19 protein-coding genes and 2 pseudogenes are annotated in these 23,708 nt (G+C 72.1%); 10 read left to right on the plus strand and 11 right to left on the minus strand.

Going from position 1 to position 23,708, the window contains the following annotated elements; genetic code table 11:
- Positions 1 to 24: 24 nt before the first annotated feature.
- Positions 25 to 1,137: an alpha/beta hydrolase-fold protein gene (locus ACZ59A_RS25980; RefSeq protein ID WP_470963152.1), complete on the minus strand. Its 1,113-nt coding sequence runs from the start codon at positions 1,135 to 1,137 to the stop codon at positions 25 to 27.
- Between the two features lie 86 nt (positions 1,138 to 1,223).
- Here ACZ59A_RS25980 and ACZ59A_RS25985 point away from each other — a divergent pair.
- Positions 1,224 to 1,854, plus strand: a pseudogene (locus tag ACZ59A_RS25985) (amidohydrolase family protein); the annotation flags it as partial.
- A 98-nt stretch (positions 1,855 to 1,952) separates the two neighbouring features.
- Here the strand turns inward: ACZ59A_RS25985 and ACZ59A_RS25990 are convergent.
- Positions 1,953 to 3,053, minus strand: a complete 1,101-nt coding sequence (locus ACZ59A_RS25990; RefSeq protein ID WP_470962728.1) for an AI-2E family transporter — start codon at positions 3,051 to 3,053, stop codon at positions 1,953 to 1,955.
- A gap of 308 nt (positions 3,054 to 3,361) precedes the next feature.
- Here ACZ59A_RS25990 and ACZ59A_RS25995 point away from each other — a divergent pair, with 308 nt between their 5' ends.
- Positions 3,362 to 4,771: an amino acid permease gene (locus ACZ59A_RS25995; protein ID WP_470963155.1), complete on the plus strand. Its 1,410-nt coding sequence runs from the start codon at positions 3,362 to 3,364 to the stop codon at positions 4,769 to 4,771.
- Between the two features lie 6 nt (positions 4,772 to 4,777).
- Here ACZ59A_RS25995 and ACZ59A_RS26000 read toward each other — a convergent pair whose 3' ends face one another.
- Positions 4,778 to 5,698: a LysR family transcriptional regulator gene (locus ACZ59A_RS26000; protein WP_470962731.1), complete on the minus strand. Its 921-nt coding sequence runs from the start codon at positions 5,696 to 5,698 to the stop codon at positions 4,778 to 4,780.
- 331 nt (positions 5,699 to 6,029) lie between these two features.
- Here ACZ59A_RS26000 and ACZ59A_RS26005 point away from each other — a divergent pair.
- Positions 6,030 to 7,367 (plus strand): annotated as a pseudogene (locus ACZ59A_RS26005) ((Fe-S)-binding protein); the annotation flags it as partial.
- 51 nt (positions 7,368 to 7,418) lie between these two features.
- Here the strand turns inward: ACZ59A_RS26005 and ACZ59A_RS26010 are convergent.
- The 7 genes from ACZ59A_RS26010 to ACZ59A_RS26040 are packed head-to-tail and all read right to left on the minus strand — an operon-like array spanning position 7,419 to position 14,345.
- Positions 7,419 to 8,210 (minus strand): SDR family NAD(P)-dependent oxidoreductase, encoded by a 792-nt coding sequence (locus ACZ59A_RS26010; RefSeq protein ID WP_470962733.1) that lies wholly within the window; start codon positions 8,208 to 8,210, stop codon positions 7,419 to 7,421.
- Positions 8,207 to 9,184 carry a fumarylacetoacetate hydrolase family protein gene (locus ACZ59A_RS26015; RefSeq protein ID WP_470963158.1) on the minus strand — a complete coding sequence of 326 codons (978 nt, stop codon included), beginning with the start codon at positions 9,182 to 9,184 and terminating at the stop codon, positions 8,207 to 8,209. The genes ACZ59A_RS26010 and ACZ59A_RS26015 overlap by 4 nt, the downstream gene beginning before the upstream one ends.
- A 45-nt stretch (positions 9,185 to 9,229) precedes the next feature.
- Positions 9,230 to 10,168 carry a VOC family protein gene (locus ACZ59A_RS26020; RefSeq protein ID WP_470962736.1) on the minus strand — a complete coding sequence of 313 codons (939 nt, stop codon included), beginning with the start codon at positions 10,166 to 10,168 and terminating at the stop codon, positions 9,230 to 9,232.
- Between the two features lie 44 nt (positions 10,169 to 10,212).
- Complete coding sequence (locus ACZ59A_RS26025; protein WP_470962739.1) at positions 10,213 to 11,211, minus strand: amidohydrolase family protein; 999 nt, start codon at positions 11,209 to 11,211, stop codon at positions 10,213 to 10,215.
- Positions 11,208 to 12,338, minus strand: coding sequence for an FAD-dependent oxidoreductase (locus ACZ59A_RS26030; protein ID WP_470963161.1), 1,131 nt, complete (start codon positions 12,336 to 12,338; stop codon positions 11,208 to 11,210). Before ACZ59A_RS26030 ends, ACZ59A_RS26025 begins: the two co-directional genes overlap by 4 nt.
- Positions 12,339 to 12,372: 34 nt before the next feature.
- The gene (locus ACZ59A_RS26035) at positions 12,373 to 13,329 is read right to left on the minus strand and encodes a cyclase family protein (protein ID WP_470962742.1); all 957 of its coding nucleotides are present in this window, start codon (positions 13,327 to 13,329) and stop codon (positions 12,373 to 12,375) included.
- Positions 13,326 to 14,345 carry a fumarylacetoacetate hydrolase family protein gene (locus ACZ59A_RS26040; RefSeq protein ID WP_470962745.1) on the minus strand — a complete coding sequence of 340 codons (1,020 nt, stop codon included), beginning with the start codon at positions 14,343 to 14,345 and terminating at the stop codon, positions 13,326 to 13,328. Before ACZ59A_RS26040 ends, ACZ59A_RS26035 begins: the two co-directional genes overlap by 4 nt.
- A gap of 153 nt (positions 14,346 to 14,498) precedes the next feature.
- On the opposite strand from ACZ59A_RS26040, the gene ACZ59A_RS26045 reads away from it, so the two are divergent.
- Both ACZ59A_RS26045 and ACZ59A_RS26050 read left to right on the plus strand, forming a co-directional pair.
- Positions 14,499 to 15,449 carry a LysR family transcriptional regulator gene (locus tag ACZ59A_RS26045; protein ID WP_470962748.1) on the plus strand — a complete coding sequence of 317 codons (951 nt, stop codon included), beginning with the start codon at positions 14,499 to 14,501 and terminating at the stop codon, positions 15,447 to 15,449.
- 134 nt (positions 15,450 to 15,583) lie between these two features.
- Positions 15,584 to 16,816 (plus strand): MFS transporter, encoded by a 1,233-nt coding sequence (locus tag ACZ59A_RS26050; RefSeq protein WP_470962751.1) that lies wholly within the window; start codon positions 15,584 to 15,586, stop codon positions 16,814 to 16,816.
- A 136-nt stretch (positions 16,817 to 16,952) separates the two neighbouring features.
- Here the strand turns inward: ACZ59A_RS26050 and ACZ59A_RS26055 are convergent, their stop codons facing one another.
- Entirely contained in the window at positions 16,953 to 18,200 is a 1,248-nt protein-coding gene (locus tag ACZ59A_RS26055) for an ROK family protein (protein ID WP_470962754.1), read from the minus strand.
- Between the two features lie 230 nt (positions 18,201 to 18,430).
- Here ACZ59A_RS26055 and ACZ59A_RS26060 point away from each other — a divergent pair, with 230 nt between their 5' ends.
- The 5 genes from ACZ59A_RS26060 to ACZ59A_RS26080 are packed head-to-tail and all read left to right on the plus strand — an operon-like array spanning position 18,431 to position 23,702.
- Positions 18,431 to 19,783 (plus strand): ABC transporter substrate-binding protein, encoded by a 1,353-nt coding sequence (locus tag ACZ59A_RS26060; protein WP_470962757.1) that lies wholly within the window; start codon positions 18,431 to 18,433, stop codon positions 19,781 to 19,783.
- Positions 19,780 to 20,757: a carbohydrate ABC transporter permease gene (locus ACZ59A_RS26065; protein ID WP_470962760.1), complete on the plus strand. Its 978-nt coding sequence runs from the start codon at positions 19,780 to 19,782 to the stop codon at positions 20,755 to 20,757. Before ACZ59A_RS26060 ends, ACZ59A_RS26065 begins: the two co-directional genes overlap by 4 nt.
- Complete coding sequence (locus ACZ59A_RS26070; RefSeq protein WP_470962763.1) at positions 20,754 to 21,614, plus strand: carbohydrate ABC transporter permease; 861 nt, start codon at positions 20,754 to 20,756, stop codon at positions 21,612 to 21,614. The genes ACZ59A_RS26065 and ACZ59A_RS26070 overlap by 4 nt, the downstream gene beginning before the upstream one ends.
- Positions 21,556 to 22,701 carry a Gfo/Idh/MocA family protein gene (locus ACZ59A_RS26075; protein WP_470963164.1) on the plus strand — a complete coding sequence of 382 codons (1,146 nt, stop codon included), beginning with the start codon at positions 21,556 to 21,558 and terminating at the stop codon, positions 22,699 to 22,701. The genes ACZ59A_RS26070 and ACZ59A_RS26075 overlap by 59 nt, the downstream gene beginning before the upstream one ends.
- The gene (locus ACZ59A_RS26080) at positions 22,698 to 23,702 is read left to right on the plus strand and encodes a Gfo/Idh/MocA family protein (protein ID WP_470962767.1); all 1,005 of its coding nucleotides are present in this window, start codon (positions 22,698 to 22,700) and stop codon (positions 23,700 to 23,702) included. The genes ACZ59A_RS26075 and ACZ59A_RS26080 overlap by 4 nt, the downstream gene beginning before the upstream one ends.
- Positions 23,703 to 23,708 lie beyond the last annotated feature (6 nt).

Genomic DNA, 23,708 nt, shown 5'->3' on the forward strand with positions numbered 1-23,708 from the left:
ACCGGCCTGCCAGCCGGGTGCCCGCTAGCCGAAGGCCCGTTGGCCCAGGGCCCAGGCGACATCCCTGAGCAGGGCGTGCCGCCAGCCCGCCCGGTCGTGGCCGGACGCCGACCGCGAGACCCGCACGGTCGCGCCGCTCCGTTCGGCCAGGGCCTCGGTCAGCTCGCAGTGGGGGAGCATCCGCGTCTCGTGTTCCCCCACGTCGAACGCGACCCGCAGGCCGGACAGGTCGGGGCGCTCCCGCAGGCGTGCGGCGAGGGCGCCGCCGACCGGGCCGCCCAAGGGGTCCGGCAGGTCCATGGCGTCCGGCGTCCACCAGAACGACCCCGACTGGCAGGCGATACGGGTCACCAGGTCCGGGAACTCCAGCGCCGCGTACAGCGCGCTCAGCCCGCCCAGGCTCTGCCCGGCGACCACCAGCCGGTCCACATCGGCCGGTACGCCGGACTCCGCCACCAGCGGCAGCAGTTCGTCCCGGACCGCCTCCCACAGCTCGGGCCTGCACGCGAACTCGGCCTCCCGGTCCTTGGCCGGAAGGAAGACGAGCGTGGCGGCGGGCATGTCGCCGCTTTCGACGGCCGAGTCGAACGCGGTCATGGCCGGGTGCAGATACAGCCAGTCGTCCCCGTCGAGCAGCAGGACCACGGGCCCGCCGCCGCCCACCGGGTGGACGCGCACGGTGCGCCGCCCGCCGAGCCGTTCGCTGCTCCAGCGGATCCGGGTGCGCGGGAGGGGCAGTACGTCCGTGTCCCCGACGACGGGCCAGTGCGGCTGGGCCGGTGCGTCCGGGGTGGCGGCGATGGACCGGTCGCCGCCCGCACCGACGGGGTTGAACGGGTCGGCGTGTGCTTCGTCGTCCACCAGGAACTGGTAGGTCACCCGCAGCCGCGCGGGCATGCGCACCTCGGCGTACCAGCAGTCCGTGTCGCCCCACCGGCACAGCGGCACCGGCTCCGGCCAGCTCTCGAAGGCGAGGGCCGCCGGGGAGCCGCGCCACAGGAACAGGGTCGCCCAGCCACCGTCGGCGGGTAACGACGCGGGTGCCCCCGCCGCCGCCCAGAACTCGTCGGTGCCGGGGGTGCCGGGCAGTCCGAACTCGACGAAGGCGTTCTCCCTGCCGGTCGCGCCCAGGCGCATGAACGTCTCCTTGTGAGAAGGAAGGGACACGGATAAGCTCCTGTCAATTAGGCGAGCCTAACTTAAGTTTGGCGTTCACGTCAGTTGAGAACGGTTTCCTGGCCGAGGGCGCCATGGGGGCCGCCCGCGCACTGCGCCTGCCGCACTCCCAGGCGGACCTCGCCGAGGCCATCGGGCGCGCCGCCCGTACCTGCCTGGCCGAGGGTGTCACCGCCTGCGCCGAGGCGGGCATCGGCGGCACCCTCTTCGGCCGTAGCCCGGTCGAGCTGGGTGCCTACCAACTCGCCAGCGAGAAAGGGCTGTTGCCGCTGCGCGTCCAGCTCATGGTGTCCCCCGGGCCCTCGACCTCGGCCTGCGCACCGGGTTCGGCGACGACCGGCTCTCCGTGGGCGCGCTGAAGGTCTTCACCGACGGCGGCATGATGGCCCGGACCGCCGCGCTCAGCAGCCTGTACGAAGGGCTGGACCGAAGGGGGGAGGTGCAGGACGACCCGGAGGTGCTCGCGGACACGATCGTGGACGGCCACCTGGCCGGGGGCAGCTCGCCGTCCACGCCATCGGCGACCGCGCGGCCGACATCGCCCTGGACGCCCTGGAGCGGGCCCAGCGCCTCCGCCCGCGCCCCGGCGCCCGGCACCGCGTCGAGCGCGCCGGTCTGATCCGCCCCGACCAGCTCCCGCGCTTCGCGCGCCTCGGCGTCAGCGTGGTCGTCCAGCCGGGGCGGCGGCCCGGCGGACGCATCCGCCGGATCCGCGTCCACGCGCTCGGTGCCCCCACCCCATACGAACCGTCAGGGTGACTTGGCTTAGCCTAACCTCAATAGAGTGGCTCCTCTTCGGTGTCCGGCTCCAGTGGCGGGTTGCTCAGCTGCTCGCGCACGTACTTCCAGACCACCCCGATCAGCGCGGCCACCGGTACGGCGAGCAGACTGCCCACGATGCCCGCCAGGCTGCCGCCCAGCGTCACCGCCAGCAGGACCACCGCCGCGTGCAGGCCGAGTCCACGGCTTTGGATCATGGGCTGGAACACATTGCCCTCGAGCTGCTGCACCACCACGATGATGGCCAGTGTGAGCAGCGCGTCCGTCGCACCGCTGGACACCAGCGCGATGAGCACCGCGACCGCGCCCGCGAACAGGGCGCCTACGACGGGCACGAACGCGGACACGAAGGTCAGGACCGCCAGCGGGAGGACCAGCGGCACCCCCAGGGCCCACAGGCCGAGTCCGATGAGGATGGCGTCGAGCAGCCCGACCAGCGCCTGGGAACGCACGAAGGTGCCCAGCGTGTCCCAACTGCGCGCGGCCACCGCCGGGATGTCGGTGGCGAGCCGACCGGGCAGTTGGCGGGCGAGCCACGGCAGGAACCGCGGGCCGTCCTTGAGGAAGAAGAACATCAGGAAGAGCGCCAGGACGGCCGTGACCACACCGTTGATCACGGTGCTCACCCCCGTCACCACCGCGGTGATCATGCTTCCGGCACTGCTCTGTATGCGGGCGGCCGCGGTGTCGGATGCCTCGGAGATCTGGGCGTCGCCGATGTTCAGCGGTGGCCCGGCGGCCCACTCGCGCACCTGGCGGATGCCTTCGGCCACGCCCTTGGTCAGCTGACCGGACTCGGAGGCCACCGGTACGGCGATCAGCGCCACGATGCCCGTGGCGACCAGGAGGAACAGCACGGTCACGGCCGAGGCGGCCAGTGCGGGAGGCCACCCGTGCCCGCGCAGAAAATGGGCCAGGGGCCAGGTCAGCGTGGTGAGGAGCAGGCCGACGACGAGCGGCCAGACCACCGACCACATCTGACCCAGCGTCCAGAGGACCACCGAGGCCATCACCAGGACCAGCAACAACTCAAGGGAAATACGCGCCGATGCGCGGAGCGCGGCGCGGGATTTCGTGGGACTCAACGTGGCAGGCATGGGACAACCCGTACCCCATGCGCGCTTCCCCGGTGTCACCGGCCCCGTGCCTGCGCCAGCTTTGCTTGGCCTCAGGCCCGTAAGTTGTCGCGCTGAGGTGTCTTTTGCCCACCGCGAGCCGTGGGCGATGGTTTCGGGCCAGTGGTGATCCCGCCACGACGGCGGCCTCCGGGCCGCCGCCGGCCGACAGGGAGAGAGCGATGTCCCCGAACCACACCCCGAAATACCCCCTTCCGCCCTTGCTGGGCAGAGGGCCGCAGGGAGTCTTCCGGCGCACCCTTCCCTCCGAACAGCCCACCGGTGAGCGCATGGTGCGCACGCTCGGCCTCACCCAGCTCACCATGATCGGCATCGGCGCCATCATCGGGGCCGGAATCTTCTCCCTGGCCGCGGCCGTGGCCAAGAATGTCGCCGGTCCGGCCGTGCTGATCTCGTTCCTGGTGGCCGGTGCGGCCTCGCTGTGCGCCGCCTTCGCCTACGCGGAGTTCGCCGGGCTGGTCCCCAAGGCCGGATCGTCGTACACGTACTGCGCCGCCGTCCTCGGAGAGATCGTCGGCTGGATCATCGGCTGGGACCTGCTGCTGGAGTACACCGCCATCGTCGCCGTGGTCGCGATCGGCATGTCGGGCTACATGGGCTTCCTGCTGGACGCCGTCGGCATCCACCTGCCCACCTGGGCGCTGGGCGCGCCCGGCACCGGCGACGGCCACCGGATCGATCTGCTGGCGGCCCTGATCTGCCTGGGGGTGGCCTGGCTGCTGACGCGCGGCACCCGCACCTCGGCACGGGTGGAAACGGTTCTGACCTTCGTCAAGATCGCCATCGTGCTCGTCGTGATCGTGGTCGGCTTCACCAAGGTCGACACCGACAATCTGACGCCCTTCGCCCCCTTCGGCCTCGACGGGGCGTTCACCGGTGCGGCGACGGTCTTCTTCGCGGTGTTCGGCTACGACGCCCTGAGCACGGCCGCGGAGGAGTCGGTGGAGGCACGCAGCAAGCTGCCCAAGGCGATGATGCTCTCCCTGGCGATCTCGATGGTGCTGTACGTCCTGGTGTGCATCGTGCTCACCGGCGTCCAGAACTACAGCGAACTCAACCCGAACAGCGGCATCTCCAGCGCCTTCGCGAGCGTCGGGCTGAACGGGCTGGCCAATGTCATCGCCGTCGGCGCGGTGATCGGCATCGTCACCGTGACGTTCTCCTTCATGATGGGCGCGTCCCGCCTGTGGTACGCCCTCAGCCGGGACGGGCTGATGCCCGCGTGGTTCGGCGCCATCCACCCGAAGCGCAAGGTTCCGCACCGCGCCACCTGGGTCATCGGCGGCGTGGCCGCCGTCTTCGCGGGTCTGCTGCCCATCAACGCCGTCGCCGACCTCACCAACATCGGCGTGCTGCTGGCCTTCGTGGTGGTCTGTGCGGCCGTTCTGGTCCTGCGCTACACCAAGCCCCACCTCAAGCGGGGTTTCCGCTGTCCGGGCATGCCCGTCGTGCCGGTCCTCGGGATGGTGTTCTCCGTCTGGCTCATGTCGTTCCTGCACTGGGAGACCTGGGTCCGGATGGGCGGCTGGCTCGTGGCGGGCCTGCTCATCTACGCGCTGTACGGATACCGCCGCACCCGGCGCGTCATGCCCGGGGACTCGGTGGACCTCGACGCCCTCGACGCCATGACGGACTCCGACGAGCCCGAGCCCGAGGCGGGCCAGGTCCCGCCCCGGTAGCGGAGATCACGGCGCGGGCTCCTCGACCGGGTGCAGAAACGGCTCGCCGCCGGGCACCGCGCGCCGCAGGGTGTCGAGCACCGTGCGGAGCAGGGGGTTGGTGTTCTCGGCGCGGTGCAGCGCCATCACCTGGCGGTGCGCGGACCGCTGCGTGAGCCGGGTGGCCTGGATCGCCCCGCTGGGCGCGTGGCCGAGCGCCGGGACGACGGCCACGCCGAGCCCCGTGGACACCAACTCCCGTACGACGTCGTAGTTGTTGCTGCGGAACGCGACCTCCGCGTCGAACCCGGCGGCCGCGCAGAGCCGGACCAGCGAGCGGGCCCCGGCCGTGCCCTCCCCGCTGGTGATCCAGCGTGCCTCGGCCAACTGGGGGAGAGCCGACCCCAGTTGGCTGTCCGCGGCCCGCAGCAGGACCAGGTCCTCCCGCAGCAGGGGGTGGCGGGTCAGCCCGTCGGGCCACTGCCGGGGGCTGAGCCCGTATTCGTAGACCAGGGCGATGTCCAGGTCGCCGCTGCTGAGCAGGGGGATGAGATCCTCCGGTTCGCCCTCCTCCAGCTGGATCCGCGCCCGGGGGTGGGTTTCGACGAGCGCCGACAGCGCGGCGGGCACCAGCCGGACGCTCGCCGTCGGGAAGCTGCCCAGCCGCAGCCGCCCGGTGACCCCGGTGGCCAGCTCCCGCACCTGCTGGTCCAGGTCGTCCAGGGCGGCCAGGGCCCGGCCGCTGAGGTCGACCAGCCGGTGGGCCGCGGCGGTCGGACGGATCCCGTGCGCCTCCCGCTCGAACAGGACCAGACCGGTGTCCTTCTCCAGGGCCGAGATCTGCTGCGAGATCGCGGAGGCGGTGTAGCCGAGGTCGCGGGCCGCGACGGCGAACGAGCCGCTGCCGACGACGGCCTTCAGCGTGAGGAGGTGCTGGGGCTTGAGCAACGCGGCTCCTCGGGGACACGGGGCGGACGGCGGAGACGGTGCACCAGGAGCATAAGGAACGCTTGCCCTCTTCCGTCAAGACTATCGCCCTGCTGGGCCTTGTGGAGGGTCCGCGCGCGCCCACATCGTGGGACGGCCGGGCGCACACGACCGGTGAGTGTCCCACGTGAGCGGTGAGCACAGAAGGAGCGGGCGCGGTGAGCACGACAGCAGCAGGCAGCGGCGGCGTCGACCCGGCAGCGGTGACCCGCGCCCTCGCCCGGGCGGACTGCGGAGAGGTGTTCGGCGACCCGAGACACGCGCGGCCATCGACACCCTGCCCGCCGCGAGGGCCTGGCTGTTCGCCGAACTCGGCGGCTCACTGTCCGGCGAGCACGGCGACGGCCAGGCCCGCTCCGAACTGCTGCCGCTCATGTACGGGCCCGAAGTCATCGCCCTGTTCGAGGAGTTCGAGAGCATCTGGGACCCCGACAACGGCCTCAACCCCGGCATGATCGTGCGCCCACTGCCCATGGACGGCAACCTGCGGGTCAGCCCGCACCGCACGCCGCTCCCGCTGACGACGGTGTTCCCCTTCCACGCCGACGACGGCGACTTCGCCAAGGCCACCCGCCGCTGCGTCGGCGTCGGCAAGTGCCGTACCGCGGCCCCGAGCGGTGGCGTCATGTGCCCCAGCTACCGGGTCACCCGCGACGAGAAGGACTCCACCCGGGGCCGCGCCCGCCTGCTCCACGAGATGCCCCAGGGCGAGGTCATCACCGACGGCTGGCGCTCCCACGAGGTCCGCGACGCGCTGGACCTGTGCCTGTCCTGCAAGGGATGCGGCACCGACTGCCCGGTCGGCGTCGACATGGCCACCTACAAGTCGGAGTTCCTGCACCACCACTACAAGCGGCGCGTCCGGCCCGCCTCGCACTACACCATGGGCTGGCTGCCCCTGCTGTCCCGTCCGGCCGCCCGCATGCCGCGGCTGGTCAACGCGCTGACGTCGTCACGGCTCGCGCCCCTGGTCAAACGGCTGGGCGGCATCGCCGCGGAGCGGGAGATCCCGCGCTTCGCGGACCAGACCTTCCTGTCGTGGTTCCGCAGGCGCGCGCCGCAGGGCGACGGCCACCGGGGGCCGGTCGTGCTGTGGGCCGACTCGTTCAACAACCACTTCACCCCCGATGTCCTCCGCGCGGGGGTGGCGGTGCTGGAGAACGCCGGGTTCCGCGTCCAGGTTCCCGACGGGACCCAGTGCTGCGGGCTGACCTGGATCACCACCGGGCAGCTCGGCACCGCCCGCCGTATCGCCCGGCGCACCACCGCCGTGCTCGCTCCCGCGGTGCGCGCGGGCATCCCGGTCGTCGGCCTCGAACCCAGCTGCACGGCAGCCCTCAAGAGCGACCTGCCCGAACTGCTCGACGGCGACGGGGGCGACGGGGGCGACGGGGGCGACGGGGGCGGCGACGACGCCCGCGCCCTGGCCACCGTCACCCTCGCCGAACTCCTCGTCCACCACGCACCCGACTGGCAGCCGCCGGCCGTCGAGGCCCGCTCGATCAGCCAGACCCACTGCCACCAGCACGCGACCTCCGGGTTCGGCGCCGACGGCACACTGCTGCACCGTATGGGCGTCGACAACACCAGCCTGGATTCTGGCTGTTGCGGCCTGGCCGGGAACTTCGGCCGCTGACGAGCGTCACCGTGCCAGGCCTCCTGAGGACGGCGGGCGGCCGCCTCACGGTGCCTCGGCGCGCAAGGCGTCGGAGATCGACTTGGCGCCTCCGTGCGCGGTGAGGCCGCCGTCGACCGGGATCTCGGCGCCGGTGATGAAGGACGCCTCGCCGGACAGCAGGAACACGACGAGCGGGGTGATCTCGTCAACGGTGCCGGTGCGGCCGAGCGGGGTCTCGCGGATGTTGGCCTCGCGGAATGCGGGGGCGGCGGAGGCGGTCATCTCGGATTCGATGAAACCCGGGTGGATGGTGTTGACACGGATACCGCGCGGACCGAGCTCGGTCGCAGCCGTCCTCGACATGCCCCGCAGCGCCCACTTGCTCGCCGTGTAGGCGACCGGATAGTGGCCGGTGAGCCCGGCGGCGGACCCCACGTTGACGATGGACGAGCCGGGTGGCATCAGCGGGGCCAGATGCTGGATGCCCAGCAGGGGCCCGGTGACGTTGACCGTGTGGACGCGGTCGAAGTCCTCCGGGCGTACCTCGCCGAGGCGGGCCCGCCATGTGACGCCCGCGTTGTTGACCAGGCCGTGGACCTGGCCGTAAGTCTCCCGCAGCACGGCGGCGAGTACGGACCACTCCTGGTCGCTGGTGACGTCCAGACGGCGGCAATCGCCCACCGGCTCGATGTCGGTCGCGATGACCCGGGCCCCCTCACGGGCGAGCGCCTCGGCCTCGGCCGCACCCTGGCCGCGGGCGGCTCCCGTGACGACCAGGAGTCTGCCCGTCAGCCTCCCGCGAGCTCTCGGCTCCGCCGGAGGGGGGAGGTGCGCCCAGCGGCGCGGGACGGTCATGGCCGCTCCCGGGCGCGTCGGCGGGCGGCGGGGAGCGGGACTGGGGCGGGCCCCGCCACCACGGTGTTGGACACGGAACCGATGCCTTCCACGGTGAGGGTGACGGAATCGCCGGGCTTCAGCGGGGAAGGGGTCTGTTCCCCACGCAGGCCCCACAGTTCGGCGAGGCAGCCGCCGTTGCCGCAGGTGCCCGAGCCGAGTACGTCCCCGGGCCGGACCCGGGTGCCACGCGAGGCGTAGGCGGCCATTTCCTCGAAGGTCCAGCTCATGTTGGACAGCAGGTCCCGGCCGACCACCTCTCCGTTGACCTCGGCGGTGAGCGCGAGACGCAGAAAGCCTTCGGCGTCCCGGTACGGCTCCAGCTCGTCGGCGGTCACCAGGTACGGGCCGAGCGTGGTGGCCGAGTCCTTGCCCTTGCACGGGCCGAGGCGCACCTGCATCTCCCGGGACTGGAGGTCACGGGCCGACCAGTCGTTGAAGACGGTGTAGCCGAGGATGTGGTCGCGGGCCTGCGCGGGTGTGAGGTCGCGGCCCTCGTGGCCGATGACGGCGGCGACCTCCAGCTCGAAGTCCAGGACGTGCGAGCCCGGTGGCACAGGGACGTCGTCGTACGGGCCGATGACCGCGTAGGGGTTGGTGAAGTAGAAGACCGGCGCGTCGTACCAGGCATCCGGTACCCCGGCGGTCCCGTCGACCCACCGCCGCACGCCCTCCACGTGCTCCTCGAAGGTCACGAAGTCCCGTACGGTGGGTGGCTGTAGCGGGGGCAGCAGCCGCACCTGGGACACATGGGGTCCGGCCGCGGCATCGAGGGCGGCCGTGCCCGCGTCGAGGAGCGCCGCCACCGCGTCCGCGGGCCGCGGCGGGATCAGCTCGGTGAGCGATCGTGCGCCGGGGACCGGATGGAGAGCGCCGTGGTCCCCGACGACGGCGACGTGCTGCTGATGGTGGTGTTCGTAGGCGGCGAAGCGCATCGTCACGGCTCCAGCTCGGATTTCTTGGTCGGATGTGGTGGGGGATCAGACCGGCGGGGCGACGAACACGCCGCGGTCGACGTCGTTGAACGACTCCTTGGCCACCAGTTCGTTCATCGGGTTGGCCGTGCCCCACTGGTCGGTGACCTCGGGCCGGGAGAAGTCGTAGACGTGCGGGTGCCAGGTGTCCTCGTCGAGCTGCTCCAGCTCGGTGGTGTACTCGACGGTATTGCCGTGGGGGTCCAGGAAGTACGAGAAGGTGTTGTCACCCGCCATGTGCCGGCCGGGGCCCCAGATCTTGCGGACCCCGGCCCGCAGCAGACGGCCGGTGCCGCGCATGTACTCGTCGATGCCGCGCATCTCGAAGGAGACGTGGTGCAGCGCGGTGTGCGGGCCCTGGGCGATGGCCATGGAGTGGTGCTGGCTGCTGATCCGCATGAAGTGCATGACCTCGCCCATGTGCGGCGAGTGCAGGGTGTCGGAGAGACGGAAGCCGAGGTGGCGCTCGTACCACTCCCGGGTGCGGTTCAGATCGGGGGAGTTGAGGACCACATGGGACAGCTTGACCGGGATCGGCTCCTTCTCCTCGATCCTGCGGTGCTGCCGTACCCGGACGTCGGCCGAGACCTCGATGGTGCGTCCGTCGACGTCGAAGAAGCGGAAGCCGTATCCGCCGCCGGGCGTGTCAACCCTGCCCGGCTGAGAGACCAACTGCACTCCGTCCGAGAGGAGTTGTTCGGCGAGGGCATCCACGTCGGCCCGGTTCGCGGCGCCGTAGGAGACGAGGTCGAGCCGCTTCTCCTCCGCCCTGCGCAGCCGTATGACGTACTGCTCCGGGGAGCCCTCGGCGGCCAGGAAGGAGATGCCGGAGTCCTCGGCGACCGTGGCCAGGCCCCAGACGCCGGAGTAGAAGTCGAGCTGCTTGTCGTAGTCGGGCACGGCGAGGTCGACGTGCCGCAGGTGGGTGAGCAGACGTGCGCTCATGGCGGGTTTCCTCCTGTGTGGGGTCAGGCGGGGGCAGGTGGAGGTCAGATCAGGCGCAGTAGGCGTGCCGCGTTGCCGCCGCGTACGGCATCGGCGTCATGGTCCGGCAGCCGGGCGGCGCGCAGCGCGCCGACCGGGTCCTCGGTGCCCATGTCGAAGGGGTAGTCGGAGCCGAGCAGGACGCGGTCGGCGCCGACGACGCGGATCAACTCCCGCACTACGTAAGGGTCGTGGACGAGGGAGTCGAAGTACAGGCGGCGCAGATAGCTGCTGGGCAGGTGTGCGCAGCCCGCGGCCGCGTCGGAACGGGCGGACCAGGCATGGTCGGAGCGGCCGATATGGGTGGGCAGATAGCCGCCCCCGTGCGCGGCGATCACCTTCAGCCCGGGGTGGCGGTCCAGTACACCGGAGAAGATCAGATGGGACAGTGCGACGGCGTTCTCGGTGGGCTGGCCGACGGTGTTGGACAGGTACCACCGGGCCAGGCGCTCGTCGAGCGTGCAGCCGAAGGGATGCAGGAAGAGGATCGCGCCGGTCTGCTCGGCCCGCGTCCAGAGGGGTTCGTACGCCGGGTCCGACAGCTCCTGCTCGGGCGCGTGGCTGGAGATTTCCACCCCCAACAGGCCCTGTTCCAAGGCGTGTTCGAGCGCGGGTACGGCTTGGCCCGGGTGCTGGAGGGGAATCAGGCCCAGTCCGTACAGGCGGCCGGGGGCCCGCGCGCAGTGTGCGGCCGTCGCCTCGTTGGCGAGCCGGTAGACCTTGTCGGCCGTTTCCTCGTCGGCCCAGTAGTGGTAGTGCGAGGGGGAGGGGCTGACCAGCTGCACATCCACGCCCTGCGTGTCCATCGCGGCCAGCCGCAGTCCCGCGTCGGTCAGCTTCGGAACGCGCTCGCGCACCATGGGGCCGTTCACAGCGAGTGCCGCGGGGCCATTGCGACGGGCGTCGAGTGCCCTGGCCTCAGCCGCCCCGGGCAGCTCCGCGACCAGGGCCTCGACCTCGGGTAGCAGGACATGCGCGTGCACATCGATGACGGGTGCCGTCACGGCAGCTCCTTCAGCAGGTTCATCGTGCGGACCAGCAGGCCCGGTACATCGGCGTCGTGTACGCCGTCCAGCTGCCACTGCCCGATCTGCACCGACGCGTCGACAACGGCCCGCACCCGGGGTGCGCGGCGCTCGTAGTAGTCCTGGAACAGCTCGTCGTTCCACTCCCATCCGCTTGTGAGTAGGTCGGCGAGCACGAGGGCGTCCTCCAGGGACATGGCCGCACCCTGGGCCACGGTGGGCGGGCAGCAGTGAGCGGCATCGCCGACCAGTACGACCCGGCCGCGGTGCCAGGACCCTTCGACCAGCAGCCGGTTGAACCAGGTGTAGTTGACCCTCGACGCGTCGGTGATGTGCCGCACGATCTCCGGCCACGCCCCGCCGTAGCCCCGCGCGAGCCGCCGCATCTCCTCCGCGTAACTGGCCGGGTCGATGGTCTCCCGGTGGCGGCGGGCCTCGACGACGTACGCGTAGAGGGTGTTCTCGCTGGTGGGACAGTATCCGGCGATGTAGGCCGGGCCGCCGTAGGCGAGGTCGGTGCGTACCACGCCCGCGGGGCGCGGGGCGGAGGCGCGCCAGATGGCCATGCCCGTGGGTTCGGGTCTGTCGACGATGCCGATCACGGCGCGGGTCGCGGAGTGGACGCCGTCGGCGGCGATGACCAGGTCGTAGCGGCCCTGCGTGCCGTCGCTGAACCGCACCGAGACACCGTCCAGGTCTTGGTCCAGGGCCTCGGCGGTGGTGCCCAGGCGTACGGTGGCGCCGGAGGCGCGGACCGCGTCGATGAGGATCCGCTGAAGCTGGGGGCGCTGCATGCCGAGCGTGGCGGGCAGGTCGTCGCCTCCGGTTTTGATGTCCTCGGCGATGTGCAGGACGGTGCCGTCGGGTGCGGTCACGCCCAGCGAGCCGAAGGGGAATCCGGAGGCCTCCACCCGTTCCCACACGCCGAGTGCGCGCAGGACCCGCAGGGCGTTGCCCTGCAGGGTGATGCCGGAACCGGTGGTGGCATTCCAGCCGGGATCGGCTTCGACCAGGTCGACGGCGATCCCGGCCCGGCGCAGCAGGATGGTGACGGCGTTGCCGGATGCGCCGCCGCCGATGACGAGGACGCTGCGGGCCTTGGTCATCTCGGTCATGGCAGAAGTTCCCTTTGTCCGCTGGTTACTTGACGGCGATCGGGTTGACCGGGGAGCCGACGGCGCCGGTGATGGGAAGGGGCGCGGCGGTGAGCCAGAACTCGTACACACCGTCCGCCGCGCAGTCGGCGGCGAGCGCGTCCGGGTCCCACATCTCGCCGATGAGCAGCCCGATGTGGGGGATGGCGACTTGGTGCAGGGGCTGGAAGGCGCCCTCGAACTCATTGGGCCGCACCTCGAACCCCCAGGTGTCGGTGGCGATCGCGGTGATCTCGGTACGGTGCAGCCAGTCGGCCGTGCTGAAGGACAGGCCGGGCGCCGGACCGCCGGCGTAGTCGCCCCACCCCTCGCGGCGGACGCGGGCGAGCTGACCGGTGCGTACGACGACGATGTCGCCACGGCCGACGCGCACGCCGTGCGCCTCGGCCGTCGCACTCAGATGCTCCTCGGTGATGGCGAAACCGTCGCGCAGCTCGCCGTCCTCGCCCATGCCGCGCCCGACGTCGAGGAGCACACCGCGTCCGGCGACATACGGCGCCATGTGCTCGATACCGGTGACGAGGTCGCCGTCGGAGGTGACGGTCCTGGCGGCGTCGCGCCCGTTCCATGCCTTGCCGTGGTCGAAGATGTGCCCGAGCCCGTCCCACTGCGTGGAGCACTGAAGGGGCATCGCGATCACATCGTCCGCGCCGCCGATGCCGTGCGGGAAGCCCTGGTTGCCGAGGGCCGCGTCGGTGCCGGTGTCCAGCATGGTGTGCACCGGGTTGGTCCGCCGCCGCCAGCCCTTTTGCGGGCCGTCCATGTCGAAGCGCTGCGAGAGGGAGAAGCTCACACCGCGCCGGACGAGGGCCGCTCCCTCGCGGCGCTTGGCCTCGTCGAGGAAGTTGAGGGTGCCGAGGCGGTCGTCCTCGCCCCAACGTCCCCAGTTCGAGTACGACGTGGCGGCCTCTCCTATCGCGCCCTCGGGGTCGTGGCGGTTCACCCGGTCTCCCTGACGCACCGGGTGCGCTGCGCACCCAGCCCGGTGATGGAGCCCTCCATGATGTCGCCGTCGCGCAGCAGCCGCCCCCAGTGGATGCCGTTGCCCGCCGGACTGCCCGTCAGCACCAGGTCGCCGGGCAGGAGCCGGGCGGCCTGGGAGACGTACGACACGAGCCGCGCGACGTTGAAGATCATGTCCTCGGTGGACCCGTCCTGCATGGTGTCGCCGTTCAGCTTCAGCGTGACCCGCAGGTCACCCGGGTCCGCGAGCGACCCGGCGGGGACGATCCAGGGGCCGAGCGGGGTGAAGCCGGGGGCGTTCTTGCTGCGCAGCCAGTCGGTACCGATGGCGGGCATGTCCCGGCGGAAGACCGTCGCCCGGTCGGTGAGGTCGTTGGCGATCGTGTAACCGGCGACGTACTCCAGGGCCTCCTCGACACCGACGTGGTGCGCGGGCCTGCCGATCACGGCCGCCAACTCCAGCTCCCAGTCCGGCTTTTCCGACCATGCGGGGAGGACGACATCGTCGTACGGGCCCGTGATCGCGCCGGGCAGGCCGATGAACACGTACGGCAGGTCCTCGCGCGCCCGCCGGTCCATGATCTCCCCGATCTCGGTACGCGCCTCCTCGGCCGTGCGTGGGTCGTCGGGGGAGCGGTGGGCGACCTCCAGGTCGATCACGTGCTGCCGGTAGTTGGCACCGGACTGGAAGACCTGCCGGGGTTCGACGGGAGCGTGCACCGTCATGCCCTCAAGTGGCCGCCAGTCGCCGGACCCCTCCGCGACGAGGGCGTTCAGCCGGGGCAGAACCTCGGCCCAGCGTTCCAGAAGTCCGCGGAGGGTGAGCCCCGGGGCATCGAGGGCCGTACGCAGGTCGAGCACCCGGCCGGGCGGCGTTACCAGGGCGGGAAAGGGACGCCCGGCGAAGCCATCGGGAGCAGGGGGAGCCTCGGTGGCGGAGAGAGTGCCGAGGGCGAAAGGCCCGGCGAAAGGCGCGGACGGGGCGGCTGGGTACACGGACGTGTCCTCCTCAGTGCGGTGCAACTAATCTGGCCCCACCTGCCGTAATCTGGGAAATCGATTCTGTGGATGCGCATCATCCATGCTGTTTATAGCTTCTGGCCATGCCTTCTGTTATGTCTTCGCCTGCCGGACCCGTGGGAGCGTGCCGTGAACCTGGCCAGCCTCGACCTCAACCTCGTCGTCGCCCTGCGCGCCCTCCTTGAGGAGCGCAACGTCACCCGCGCCGGACGGGCGATCGGCCTCAGCCAGCCGGCGATGAGCGCCGCCCTGGCCCGGCTGCGCCGCCACTTCGCCGACGACCTGCTCTCCCGCTCCGGCGGCCACTACGAGCTCACCGCCCTCGGCCAGGTCCTCCTCGATCGCACCTCCACCGCCTGTGACCTGCTGGAACGCGTCTTCTCCAGCCAGGCCGACTTCGACCCGGCCACCGAGTCCCGCGAGTTCACCCTCGTCTCCTCCGACTACGCCGTGGCCGTCTTCGGCGCCGAACTCGCCCGGATCGTCCACCAGGAGGCGCCGGGCATCCGGCTGCGGTTCACCCAGACACCGCCCGGGATCGTCGACACCGTCGGCACCCTGCTGAGCACCACCGACGGCCTGCTCATGCCGCACGGCATCATCAGCGGCTTCCCCGCCACCGAGCTGTACCAGGACCAGTGGGTGTTCTTGGTTTCCGAGGACAACCCCGAGGTCGGCGAACACCTCACCCGGGACGATCTGGCACGGCTGCCCTGGGTGACGTACCTGCGCACCTACGACGCTCCGGCGGTCCACCAACTCGGCATGCTCGGCATCGAGCCCCGGGCCGAGGTCTCCGTCGACAGCTTCCTGACCCTGCCGTTCCTGGTCGCCGGAACCCGCCGCATCGCCCTCGTCCAGCGACTGCTCGCGGAGCGCCTGCGGGGTGTCTGCCCGGTGCGGATCATGCGGCCGCCCTACGAGGTGGTGACCCTTCAGCAGGCCCTGTGGTGGCATCCCGTGCACACGCACGACGCCGCGCACATGTGGCTGCGCGAGGCGGCCGCCCGGGTGGCGGCATCGATGGGTATCGATCCGGCGGATGAAAGCGATCCGGACTTCCGATCGCGCGAGGACTAGGCGCGGCAGCCGGTGTGGCCGATAGTCGGGGCAGTTCCCGCGCCCGCTGTCCGGGCGCCGTCCCCTTTCGGGTGCACCGATGCCCCTGCGGCTGTACGGCGTCGCACCCCCGTGGCCGCATGTGGAGTCCCCGTATGCCCGGATCCGTTTCCCTGCCCGCCTCCAACCCCGCCACGAGTGCCGAGAAGACGGGCGGCGCGCTGCGCGCCACGCTCCTCATGGCGGGCAGCTGCCTGCCGGTCCTCGGCGCCGTCCTGATCGCTCCGGTGCTGCCGAAGATGCAGGACCACTTCGCCTCGGTGCCCGGCGCGAAGACCCTCGTCCCCATCGTCCTGACGATCCCGGCGCTCGCGCTCGCCCTGCTGGCCCCGTTCGCGGGCGTCATCGCCGACCGGCTGGGCCGCACGCGCCTGCTGGTCGGCGCGACCGTGCTGTACGCGGTGTTCGGCACCGCTCCGCTGTGGCTGGACTCGCTCGCCGCGATCGTGGCCAGCCGCGTCCTGGTCGGCATCACGGAGGCGGCGATCATGACGTGCTGTACCACGCTGATCGGCGACTACTACACCGGCCGGGCCCGGGACCGCTACCTCGCTCTGCAGACCATGTGTGCCTCGGCCTCCGCCACCGCGTTCTTCGTGATCGGCGGTGCGGCGGGCTCGGCGGGCTGGCGCGCGCCTTTCTGGATCTACGCGATCGGCCTCCTCCTGGCGCCCGCCATGGCCGCCACCCTACCCAGGCGCGGGCCGACCGCCGCCACGGCCGAAAAGGCCGCCGAGGCCCGCCCCTTTCCCGTGCGGAGGCTGGCCGGGATCTGCGGGCTGACGGTGTTCGGCGGGACGGTCTTCTACACCGTGCCCGTCGAAATGCCGTATCTGCTCGATGACATGGGCGTGACGTCCACCGGGGCCATCGGACTGGCCACGGCACTCGCCAGCGCTGCCACCGTGGCGGGTGCGATCGCCTTCACCAGGCTGCCCGGCAGACCCGAGGGCAGGCTGCCGGCGGTCTTCGCCCTGTGCGCCCTGGGCTTCGCCGTGATCGGCCTCTCCGGCTCCCCGGCACTTCTGATCATCGGCGGCGTCGTCAATTGCCTCGGCGCCGGTGTCCTGCTGCCCTCGCTGCTCACGGTGGCGATGTCCAGGCTGGGCTACGCCGACCGCGGACGTGGCACCGGCCTGTGGACGGCGGCGTTCTTCGCGGGCGAGTTCCTCTGCCCCCTCGTGCTGATCGGCGTGGAGTCCGCCGTCGGCAGCATGGCCGCCACCGTCGGCCTCCTCAGTCTGGTCTCCGCGGCGGTGGCGGCCGGGCTCCTGCGCGGCCGCCACCGCCGGACCGTGGCGACCGCCGCTGAACTCGAGCAGCGCTGACGCGCACGCCGACGACCCATCAGGTCGAACTGAAGAACCGGACCGCGCTGTCGGCCTCGAACTTGGGCCATGGTGCCTGCCCGCGTTGGCGTGCGGCTGGAGCACGAAGCCCGAGGCGCGGGCACCGCCTCGGCGCCTACTTCGGGGCGAGGCTGGTGGGGCGGGTGCGCAGCACGGCCTCGACGGAGGAGAGCGCGAGGCGGACCGCGCCCGTGATCACGGCCTCGTCGCCGAGGGCCGACAGCCGCCAGCGCGGCGGGTCCACGAGGAGGCCGTCGGCGTGGGCTTGAGCGGCGTCGAGGAGGAGTTCGGCGGCGGGCAGCAGGTCGGGGGCGCCGAACGGGCCGGTGCCGAGCACGACCAGCGCCGGGTCGAGCGCGAGCAGGACCGGGGCGATGCCGTCGGCCAGCCGATGTCCGTACGAGGCGACGGCCCGGGCCGCGTCCGGGTCGCCCGCGGCCGCGTTCCGGACGGTGTCCGAAGCCTGCGGCGCCAGGCCCGGGGGCGGGGGAGCGGGCTCGCCGGGGAAGCGGATGAAGCCGATCTCACCGGCCGCCCCGTGGTGGCCCCGCAGCAGCCGGCCACCGGTGATCACACCCGCGCCGAGCCGCTCACCCAGCAGCACGAAGATCATCTCGTCGGTGTCGCCGCCGACGCCGCGCCACCGCTCGCCGAGCGCGGCGAGGTTGGCGTCGTTCTCCACGGTCACCTGGCAGCCGAGCCGGTCGCGCAGGATGCCGACGATGTCCGCCCGGGCCCAGTCCTTGAGGTTGTCGGCCTGCCGGATGGTGAGGTTGTCCCGGTCGACCAGGCCGGGGGTGCCGACCGTCGCGGCCCACACTCGACGGGTGTCGACGCCCGCCCGGCCGACGGCGGCGTCGATCACCGTCGTCACGGCGCGGGCGCGGGCGCGGCCGGTGAGGTCGGCACGTACCGCCTTGCGCTCGACCGCCACCGATCGCCCGTCCAGGTCGGCGAGGCAGGCGGTCACCGACCGGGCCCGTACGTCGACGCCGACGACGAAGCCTGCCCGGGCCCGGAAGCGGAACCGGCGGGCCGGGCGGCCGGGGGAGCGCTGGCCGCGCGCGGACTCCGCCGCGGCGGTCTCGATGAGGCCGCAGTCGGCCAGCTCGTCCACGATGGCCTCCACCGTGGGGCGGGACAGCTTGGTGGCCTTGACCAGCTCCGACAGCCGGGGGTGGCGCTCCGTGGAGCGGACGGCGGCCAGGATGGCGGCGGCGTTCGTGGCGCGCAGGTCCGCCACGCCGACCACCGCGGGCAGGGGCGGGCCCGGCTCCGCGTCGTGGTCCATCGGCCAGCGCGTCTGCGGGACGGCGGCCGTGGCGGGGGACCCGTCGTCGCGGCCCCCGAGACCCCTGGGCATGACCAACGGATTCAGCCTCCTGGCGTCGGCTCCTGCTGTCGGCCTCCGACAGTGATCGCTGACACCGACCTCTGACACCGACCTCGGATCGGCTCTTGACGCGCCCTTGCGTCATGCCGATTATGAAAGGCAACTGCTTTATTAAAACACGCCCTGCCTCCCCCGCACAGGGCCCCCGCCGCTTCCCCCGCGAAGCCCGGCACCTCCTCCTCGCCGTCTCAGGAGCCCCCGTGAGACCCACCCCGCAGCCCCTGTCCTCCACCGCCCTGTCCCGACGTGCCTTCCTCGCCGCCACCGGCGTGGTCAGCGCCTCCGCCCTCGCCGCATGCGGCAGCCTGACGCCCGGCTCCTCGGCCAAGAAGAGCAGCGCCGGGCCCGCCTCCACCGCCGTGCCGACCGGCAAGAAGCTCACCCTCGTGCTCGCCGACGCGGACGACACCACCATGACGCCGGGCCTCGTCAAGGCATTCATGGACAAGTACCCCAACGTCACCATCAAGCGCCAGTACACCGGCTGGGACGACTACCTCAAGAGCATCAACACCACGATGTCCGCGGACACCGCCCCCGACATCGCCCAGTTCACCTCCGGCATGCAGAACCTCGTCCGCGGTCGGCTGCTGCTCGACATGGGCGCGTACAGCCGTGCGTACGGCTGGCCGAAGAAGTTCCCGGGCCTGGACCAGATCACCTTCTCCGACGACGGCAGGACCGTCGGCACCGGGAAGCTGTACGGAGTGCCCGCCGGGCTGTCGTTCGAGGGCGTGTATTACAACAAGGCCAAGGCCCGCAAGCTCGGACTGCGCTTCCCGCCCGCCACCCTGGGCGACCTCGAGGACATGTTCGCCAAGGCCAAGGCGGCCGGGGAGACCGCGCTCGTCGAAGGCAACCTCGACGGCGGCCTCAACCACCCCTTCAACGTCCTGCTCTCGGTCTTCATGAAGCCCGCCGACCGCGAGGCATGGGCCTTCGGCCACAAGGGCGCCACCATTACCGGACCGGAGGCGCTGAAGGCCGCCCGGACGCTGAAGCGCTGGGTCGACGAAGGCTACGTCACCGCCAGGACCAACGGCCTCAGCGACAACGACGCCACCGCCGCCTTCGCCAAGGGCCAGGGTGTCTTCCGGATCAGCGGCAACTGGGCCGCGGCGGCCGTCGCCAAGGGCCTCGGCGACGACGCGGGTTACGTCAACGCGCCGCCCGCCACCCGTGGCGCGCCGTCGCGCACCACCGGCGCCGGGGTCTACTACAGCGTCTCCAGCAAGTGCGACAACCCCGACGTCGCCGCCGCCTTCCTGGACTTCGCCGCGAGCAAGGGCGCCGCTCCCGTCATCGCCAAGGGCGGCTTCATGGCACCCGACGCGGCCGCCATGCCCCGGCAGAGCGGACTGCTCGCCGAGGTGCAGCAGGGCTGGCAGGGCATCGTCAAGAACTCCGGCCTGGAGCCGTTCATCCAGAACGCCTCCACCACGACCATGGCCGACACCCTCACCACCCAGCTCCAGCTGCTCGCCGGGGGCAAGGTGAGCGCGGAGAAGTTCCTGGCCAACCTCCAGCAGGACTACGAGAACTACCACGCATGACCGCCACCGACCGCCTCGCCACCGGAACCCACCGCCGCCCCCGCGCCGCCCGGCAGCGTCCCCGCCCGCACCCGGCCCGGACCGCACCCGCGACGGCCGGGGCGGGACGAAGGCGCCGCCGCCGGGCCGTGGCGCTGCTGTACGTCCTGCCCGCCCTCCTCCCGTACACCCTCTTCGCCGTCCTCCCCGCCCTGCACACCGCCTATCTGTCGCTCTTCGACTGGGACGGCGTGACCCTGCCGTCCTTCGTCGGCCTCGACAACTACCGGCGCGTCTTCGCCGATCCGCAGCTGCGCGCCGCGTCCTGGCACGCGGGCGCGCTCATCGTGTTCTTCTCCGTCCTGCCCATCTGCCTCGGCCTGGTCTCGGCGGCCATCGTCGCCCGCCGCACCGGGCGCGGCACCGCCCTCATCCGCGCGCTGCTGTTCCTGCCCCAGGTCCTCCCGCTGGTCGCGGTCGCCATCATCTGGCGCTGGGTGTATGCCGACGACGGCACCCTCAACCAGGTGCTGCGCGCCATCGGCCTCGGCGGGCTCGCCGACTCGTGGCTGGGCAGTTTCACCTGGGCGCTGCCCGCCGTCGGACTCATCGGCACCTGGGTCGTCTCCGGCCTGTGCATGGTCCTGTTCCTGTCCGGGACCCAGCGCATCGACCAGGAGATCTACGAGGCGGCCCGGATGGACGGCGCGGGCCCGGTACGCGAGTTCCGGTCGATCACCGTCCCGCTGCTGCGGCCCGAGATCGCGGTCGCCCTGTCGATCACCGTGATCGCCGCGCTCTCCAGCTTCGACCTCATCTACATCACCACCGGCGGCGGCCCCGGCAACACCACCGTCGTCCCCGGCATCCTCATCTACCGCCTCGCCTTCGGCGGCGGCGCCGTCGGCCTCGCCAGCGCCCTGGCCGTCGTCCTGACCGCCGTCATCTCGGTGGCCGTCCTCGTGATCAACCGGCTCGCCAGGGAGGCCCCGTGACCACCGCCACCGCCACTCCGGCCGCCACCACCACTGCCCGCCCGGCCGCCGGCAGGCTCGCGGCGCCTGCCGTCCTCGCCGTGTTCCTGGCCGTCGTGCTGATCCCGTTCCTCTCCCTGCTGCTGGCCGCGCTCCAGCCCGCGGGGACACCGCTCACCGGCTTCGCCTGGCCTCGCGGCATCCACCTGGAGAACTTCGGCCACGCCTGGTCCGCCGCCGGATTCGGCACCCTGCTGCGGTCCAGCGCGGTGATCGCCCTCAGCGTCGTGCCCGCCGCCGTCGTGTGCGCGACCCTGGCCGGATACGCGCTCGCCACCATGGACGTCCCCGGCCGCGGCAAGCTCTACGCGTATCTGCTGCTCGGCCTGGCCATCCCGGTCGAGGTCACCGTCATCCCGCTCTACTACGACCTGCGGGCCGTCGGGCTCACCAACACCGTGCCGGGCCTGGCCCTCGCCGAGATCGGCGCGTTCATGCCGTTCGGCGTGTTCTGGATGCGGGCACACTTCGCGACCATGCCGCGCAGCCTCATCGAGGCCGCCCGGCTGGACGGCGCCTCGTCGTGGACCACGCTGTGGCGGGTCCTGCTGCCCAGCTCCCGACCCGCCGTGACCACCCTCGGCGTCCTCTACTTCGTCTGGAGCTGGAACCAGTTCCTGCTGCCGCTGGTCCTGATCCAGGACCCGAGCCGACGCACCGCACCCGCCGGACTCGGCCTGTTCACCGGCCAGTACGAGGTCGACATCCCGCTCCTCGCGGCGGCCACCCTGATCGTCATCGCCCCCGTCGTCCTCGTCTATCTGTTCTTCCAGCGGCACTTCATCAACGGGGTGCTCAGCGGAGCCCTCAAAGGCTAGACGCCCTCAAAAGGCAGGAAAGGCCATGGCAGAACTCGACATCGCGCTCATCGGCGCGGGCGGCATCGCCCGCACCCACCTGCCCGCCTGGGCCGCGCTCGGCGCCCGCGTACGCGTCTACGCGCCCGACCCTCACACCGCCACGCTCGCCCACGAATTCGGCGCCACGGCGGCCGACTCGCTGCAGGACGCGATCAGTGGCGCCGACGTGGTGGACATCTGCACCCCCACCGACACCCATCGCGACATCGCGCTGGCCGCCCTCACCGCCGGGGCCCACGTCCTGTGCGAGAAGCCCCTCGCGCTGACCGCCGCCGACGCCGAGGAGATGGCGGATGCCGCCGACGCCGCCGGGGTGCTGCTCTACCCCGGGCACGTCGTGCGCTACTTCCCCGCCTACGCCCGGCTCCGCGCCGCCCTCGCGGACGGCGAACTCGGCCGGGTCGCCGTCGCCCGCTTCACCCGCACCGGCCGCTACCCCACCTGGAGCCGCTGGTTCGCCGACCCCGCCCGCTCCGGCGGCATCCTGGTCGACCAGATGATCCACGACCTGGACATCGCCCGCTGGCTGTTCGGCGAGGTCGTACGCGTCCACGCCTACCAGCGCGGCCACCTCACCGCCCCCGCCCCGGTCGGCGCGGTCGCCACCGGAGGCGCGGTGCTCACCCACGAGGGCGGTGTGATCAGCCAGGTCGTGGGCGTCTGGGCGCCCCCGGCCACCCGGTTCCGCACCACCTTCCACGTGGCCGGAACGGGCGGGACCATACGCTACGACTCGCTCGCCGCGCCCGGCCTGCGCGTCACCGGCGCCGTGGCCGAGGAGGAGGACGGGATCCCGGCCGGAGACTTCGGCGAGTCCCCCTACCTCACCCAGATACGCGAGTTCGCCGAGGCGTTCGCGGGCGGCCCGCCGCCCCGGGTGAGCGCCCGCGACGGCGTGGCCGCCGTCCGTATCGCCGAGGCCGCCGCCCTCTCCGCCCGCACGGGCCGTGCTGTCGAGCTGACCGCCTCCAAGGCTCCCAAGGCTGCCAAGGCCCCCAACGCCTCCAACGCCTCCAACGCCTCCAGGGAAGGAATCCCCACGTGAGGGTCGCCGTACTGTCCTTCGCCCACGTCCACGCCGCGACGTACGTCGAGCTGCTGCGCGACCGCGACGGCATCGAGCTGATCACCGCCGACCCCGACGCCCCGCCCGGCGACCCCACGCGCGGCCGCGCCCTCGCCGAGCGGCTGGGGGCGCCGTACGCGGACAGCTGGGACGAGGCGTTCTCGCCGCCCCCTGACGCGGTCGTGGTGTGCAGCGAGAACGCCCGCCACCGGCCCCTGGTCGAGCGCGCGGCCGCGGCCGGGGCCCAGGTGCTGTGCGAAAAGCCACTGGCCACGACGGAGGAGGACGCCCGTGCCATGATCGACGCCTGTGCGGGCGCCGGGGTCGGCCTGATGACCGCCTACCCCGTCCGGTTCAGCCCGGCCTTCGCCGCCCTCCACCGCTCCCTGGCCGACGGCTCCCTCGGGGATCTCGTCAGCGTCCACGGCACCAACAACGGCACCAACCCCGCCCGTATGCGCGGCTGGTTCGCCGACCCGGCACTCGCGGGCGGTGGCGCGGTCATGGACCACACCGTCCACCTCGCCGACCTGATGGACGTCCTGCTGCACGGCGAACAGGCCGTCGAGGTCTACGCCCAGGCCAACACCGTCCTCGACGCCGACTCGCCCGTCGAGACGGCGGGGCTGGTCACCGTCCGCTACCCGAGCGGCGCCGTGGCCACCATCGACTGCAGCTGGAGCCAGCCACCGGCCCACCCCACCTGGGGAGGGCTGACCCTGACGTGCGTGGGGGAGCGCGCCATCGTGGAGTTCGACGCCTTCCCCCGGCTGCTCGGCGGCTTCGACTCCCAAGGCGGCCGCGCCCGCTGGGAACCCGGTGGCACCGACCTGGACGCCGCCATGCTGGACGAATTCCTCGACGCCGCCCGCACCCGCCGCCGCCCCCGCCCGGACGGCGAGGCGGGCCTGCGCACCCTGCGCATCGTCCTGGCCGCCTACGCCTCCCTGCGCACCGGCCGCCCCGCCGCCGTGGGCTGAGCCCTG

The sequence above is a fragment of the Streptomyces sp. NPDC040405 genome (genome assembly GCF_055595765.1).

Bases quoted from the DNA above. Each gene is read 5' to 3' on its own strand.
- ACZ59A_RS25980 (WP_470963152.1), bottom strand. From the start codon at position 1,137: ATGCGCCTGGGCGCGACCGGCAGGGAGAACGCCTTCGTCGAGTTCGGA.
- ACZ59A_RS25990 (WP_470962728.1), bottom strand. From the start codon at position 3,053: ATGCCTGCCACGTTGAGTCCCACGAAATCCCGCGCCGCGCTCCGCGCA.
- ACZ59A_RS25995 (WP_470963155.1), top strand. From the start codon at position 3,362: ATGGTGCGCACGCTCGGCCTCACCCAGCTCACCATGATCGGCATCGGC.
- ACZ59A_RS26010 (WP_470962733.1), bottom strand. From the start codon at position 8,210: ATGACCGTCCCGCGCCGCTGGGCGCACCTCCCCCCTCCGGCGGAGCCG.
- ACZ59A_RS26015 (WP_470963158.1), bottom strand. From the start codon at position 9,184: ATGCGCTTCGCCGCCTACGAACACCACCATCAGCAGCACGTCGCCGTC.
- ACZ59A_RS26020 (WP_470962736.1), bottom strand. From the start codon at position 10,168: ATGAGCGCACGTCTGCTCACCCACCTGCGGCACGTCGACCTCGCCGTG.
- ACZ59A_RS26030 (WP_470963161.1), bottom strand. From the start codon at position 12,338: ATGACCAAGGCCCGCAGCGTCCTCGTCATCGGCGGCGGCGCATCCGGC.
- ACZ59A_RS26050 (WP_470962751.1), top strand. From the start codon at position 15,584: ATGCCCGGATCCGTTTCCCTGCCCGCCTCCAACCCCGCCACGAGTGCC.
- ACZ59A_RS26055 (WP_470962754.1), bottom strand. From the start codon at position 18,200: ATGCCCAGGGGTCTCGGGGGCCGCGACGACGGGTCCCCCGCCACGGCC.
- ACZ59A_RS26065 (WP_470962760.1), top strand. From the start codon at position 19,780: ATGACCGCCACCGACCGCCTCGCCACCGGAACCCACCGCCGCCCCCGC.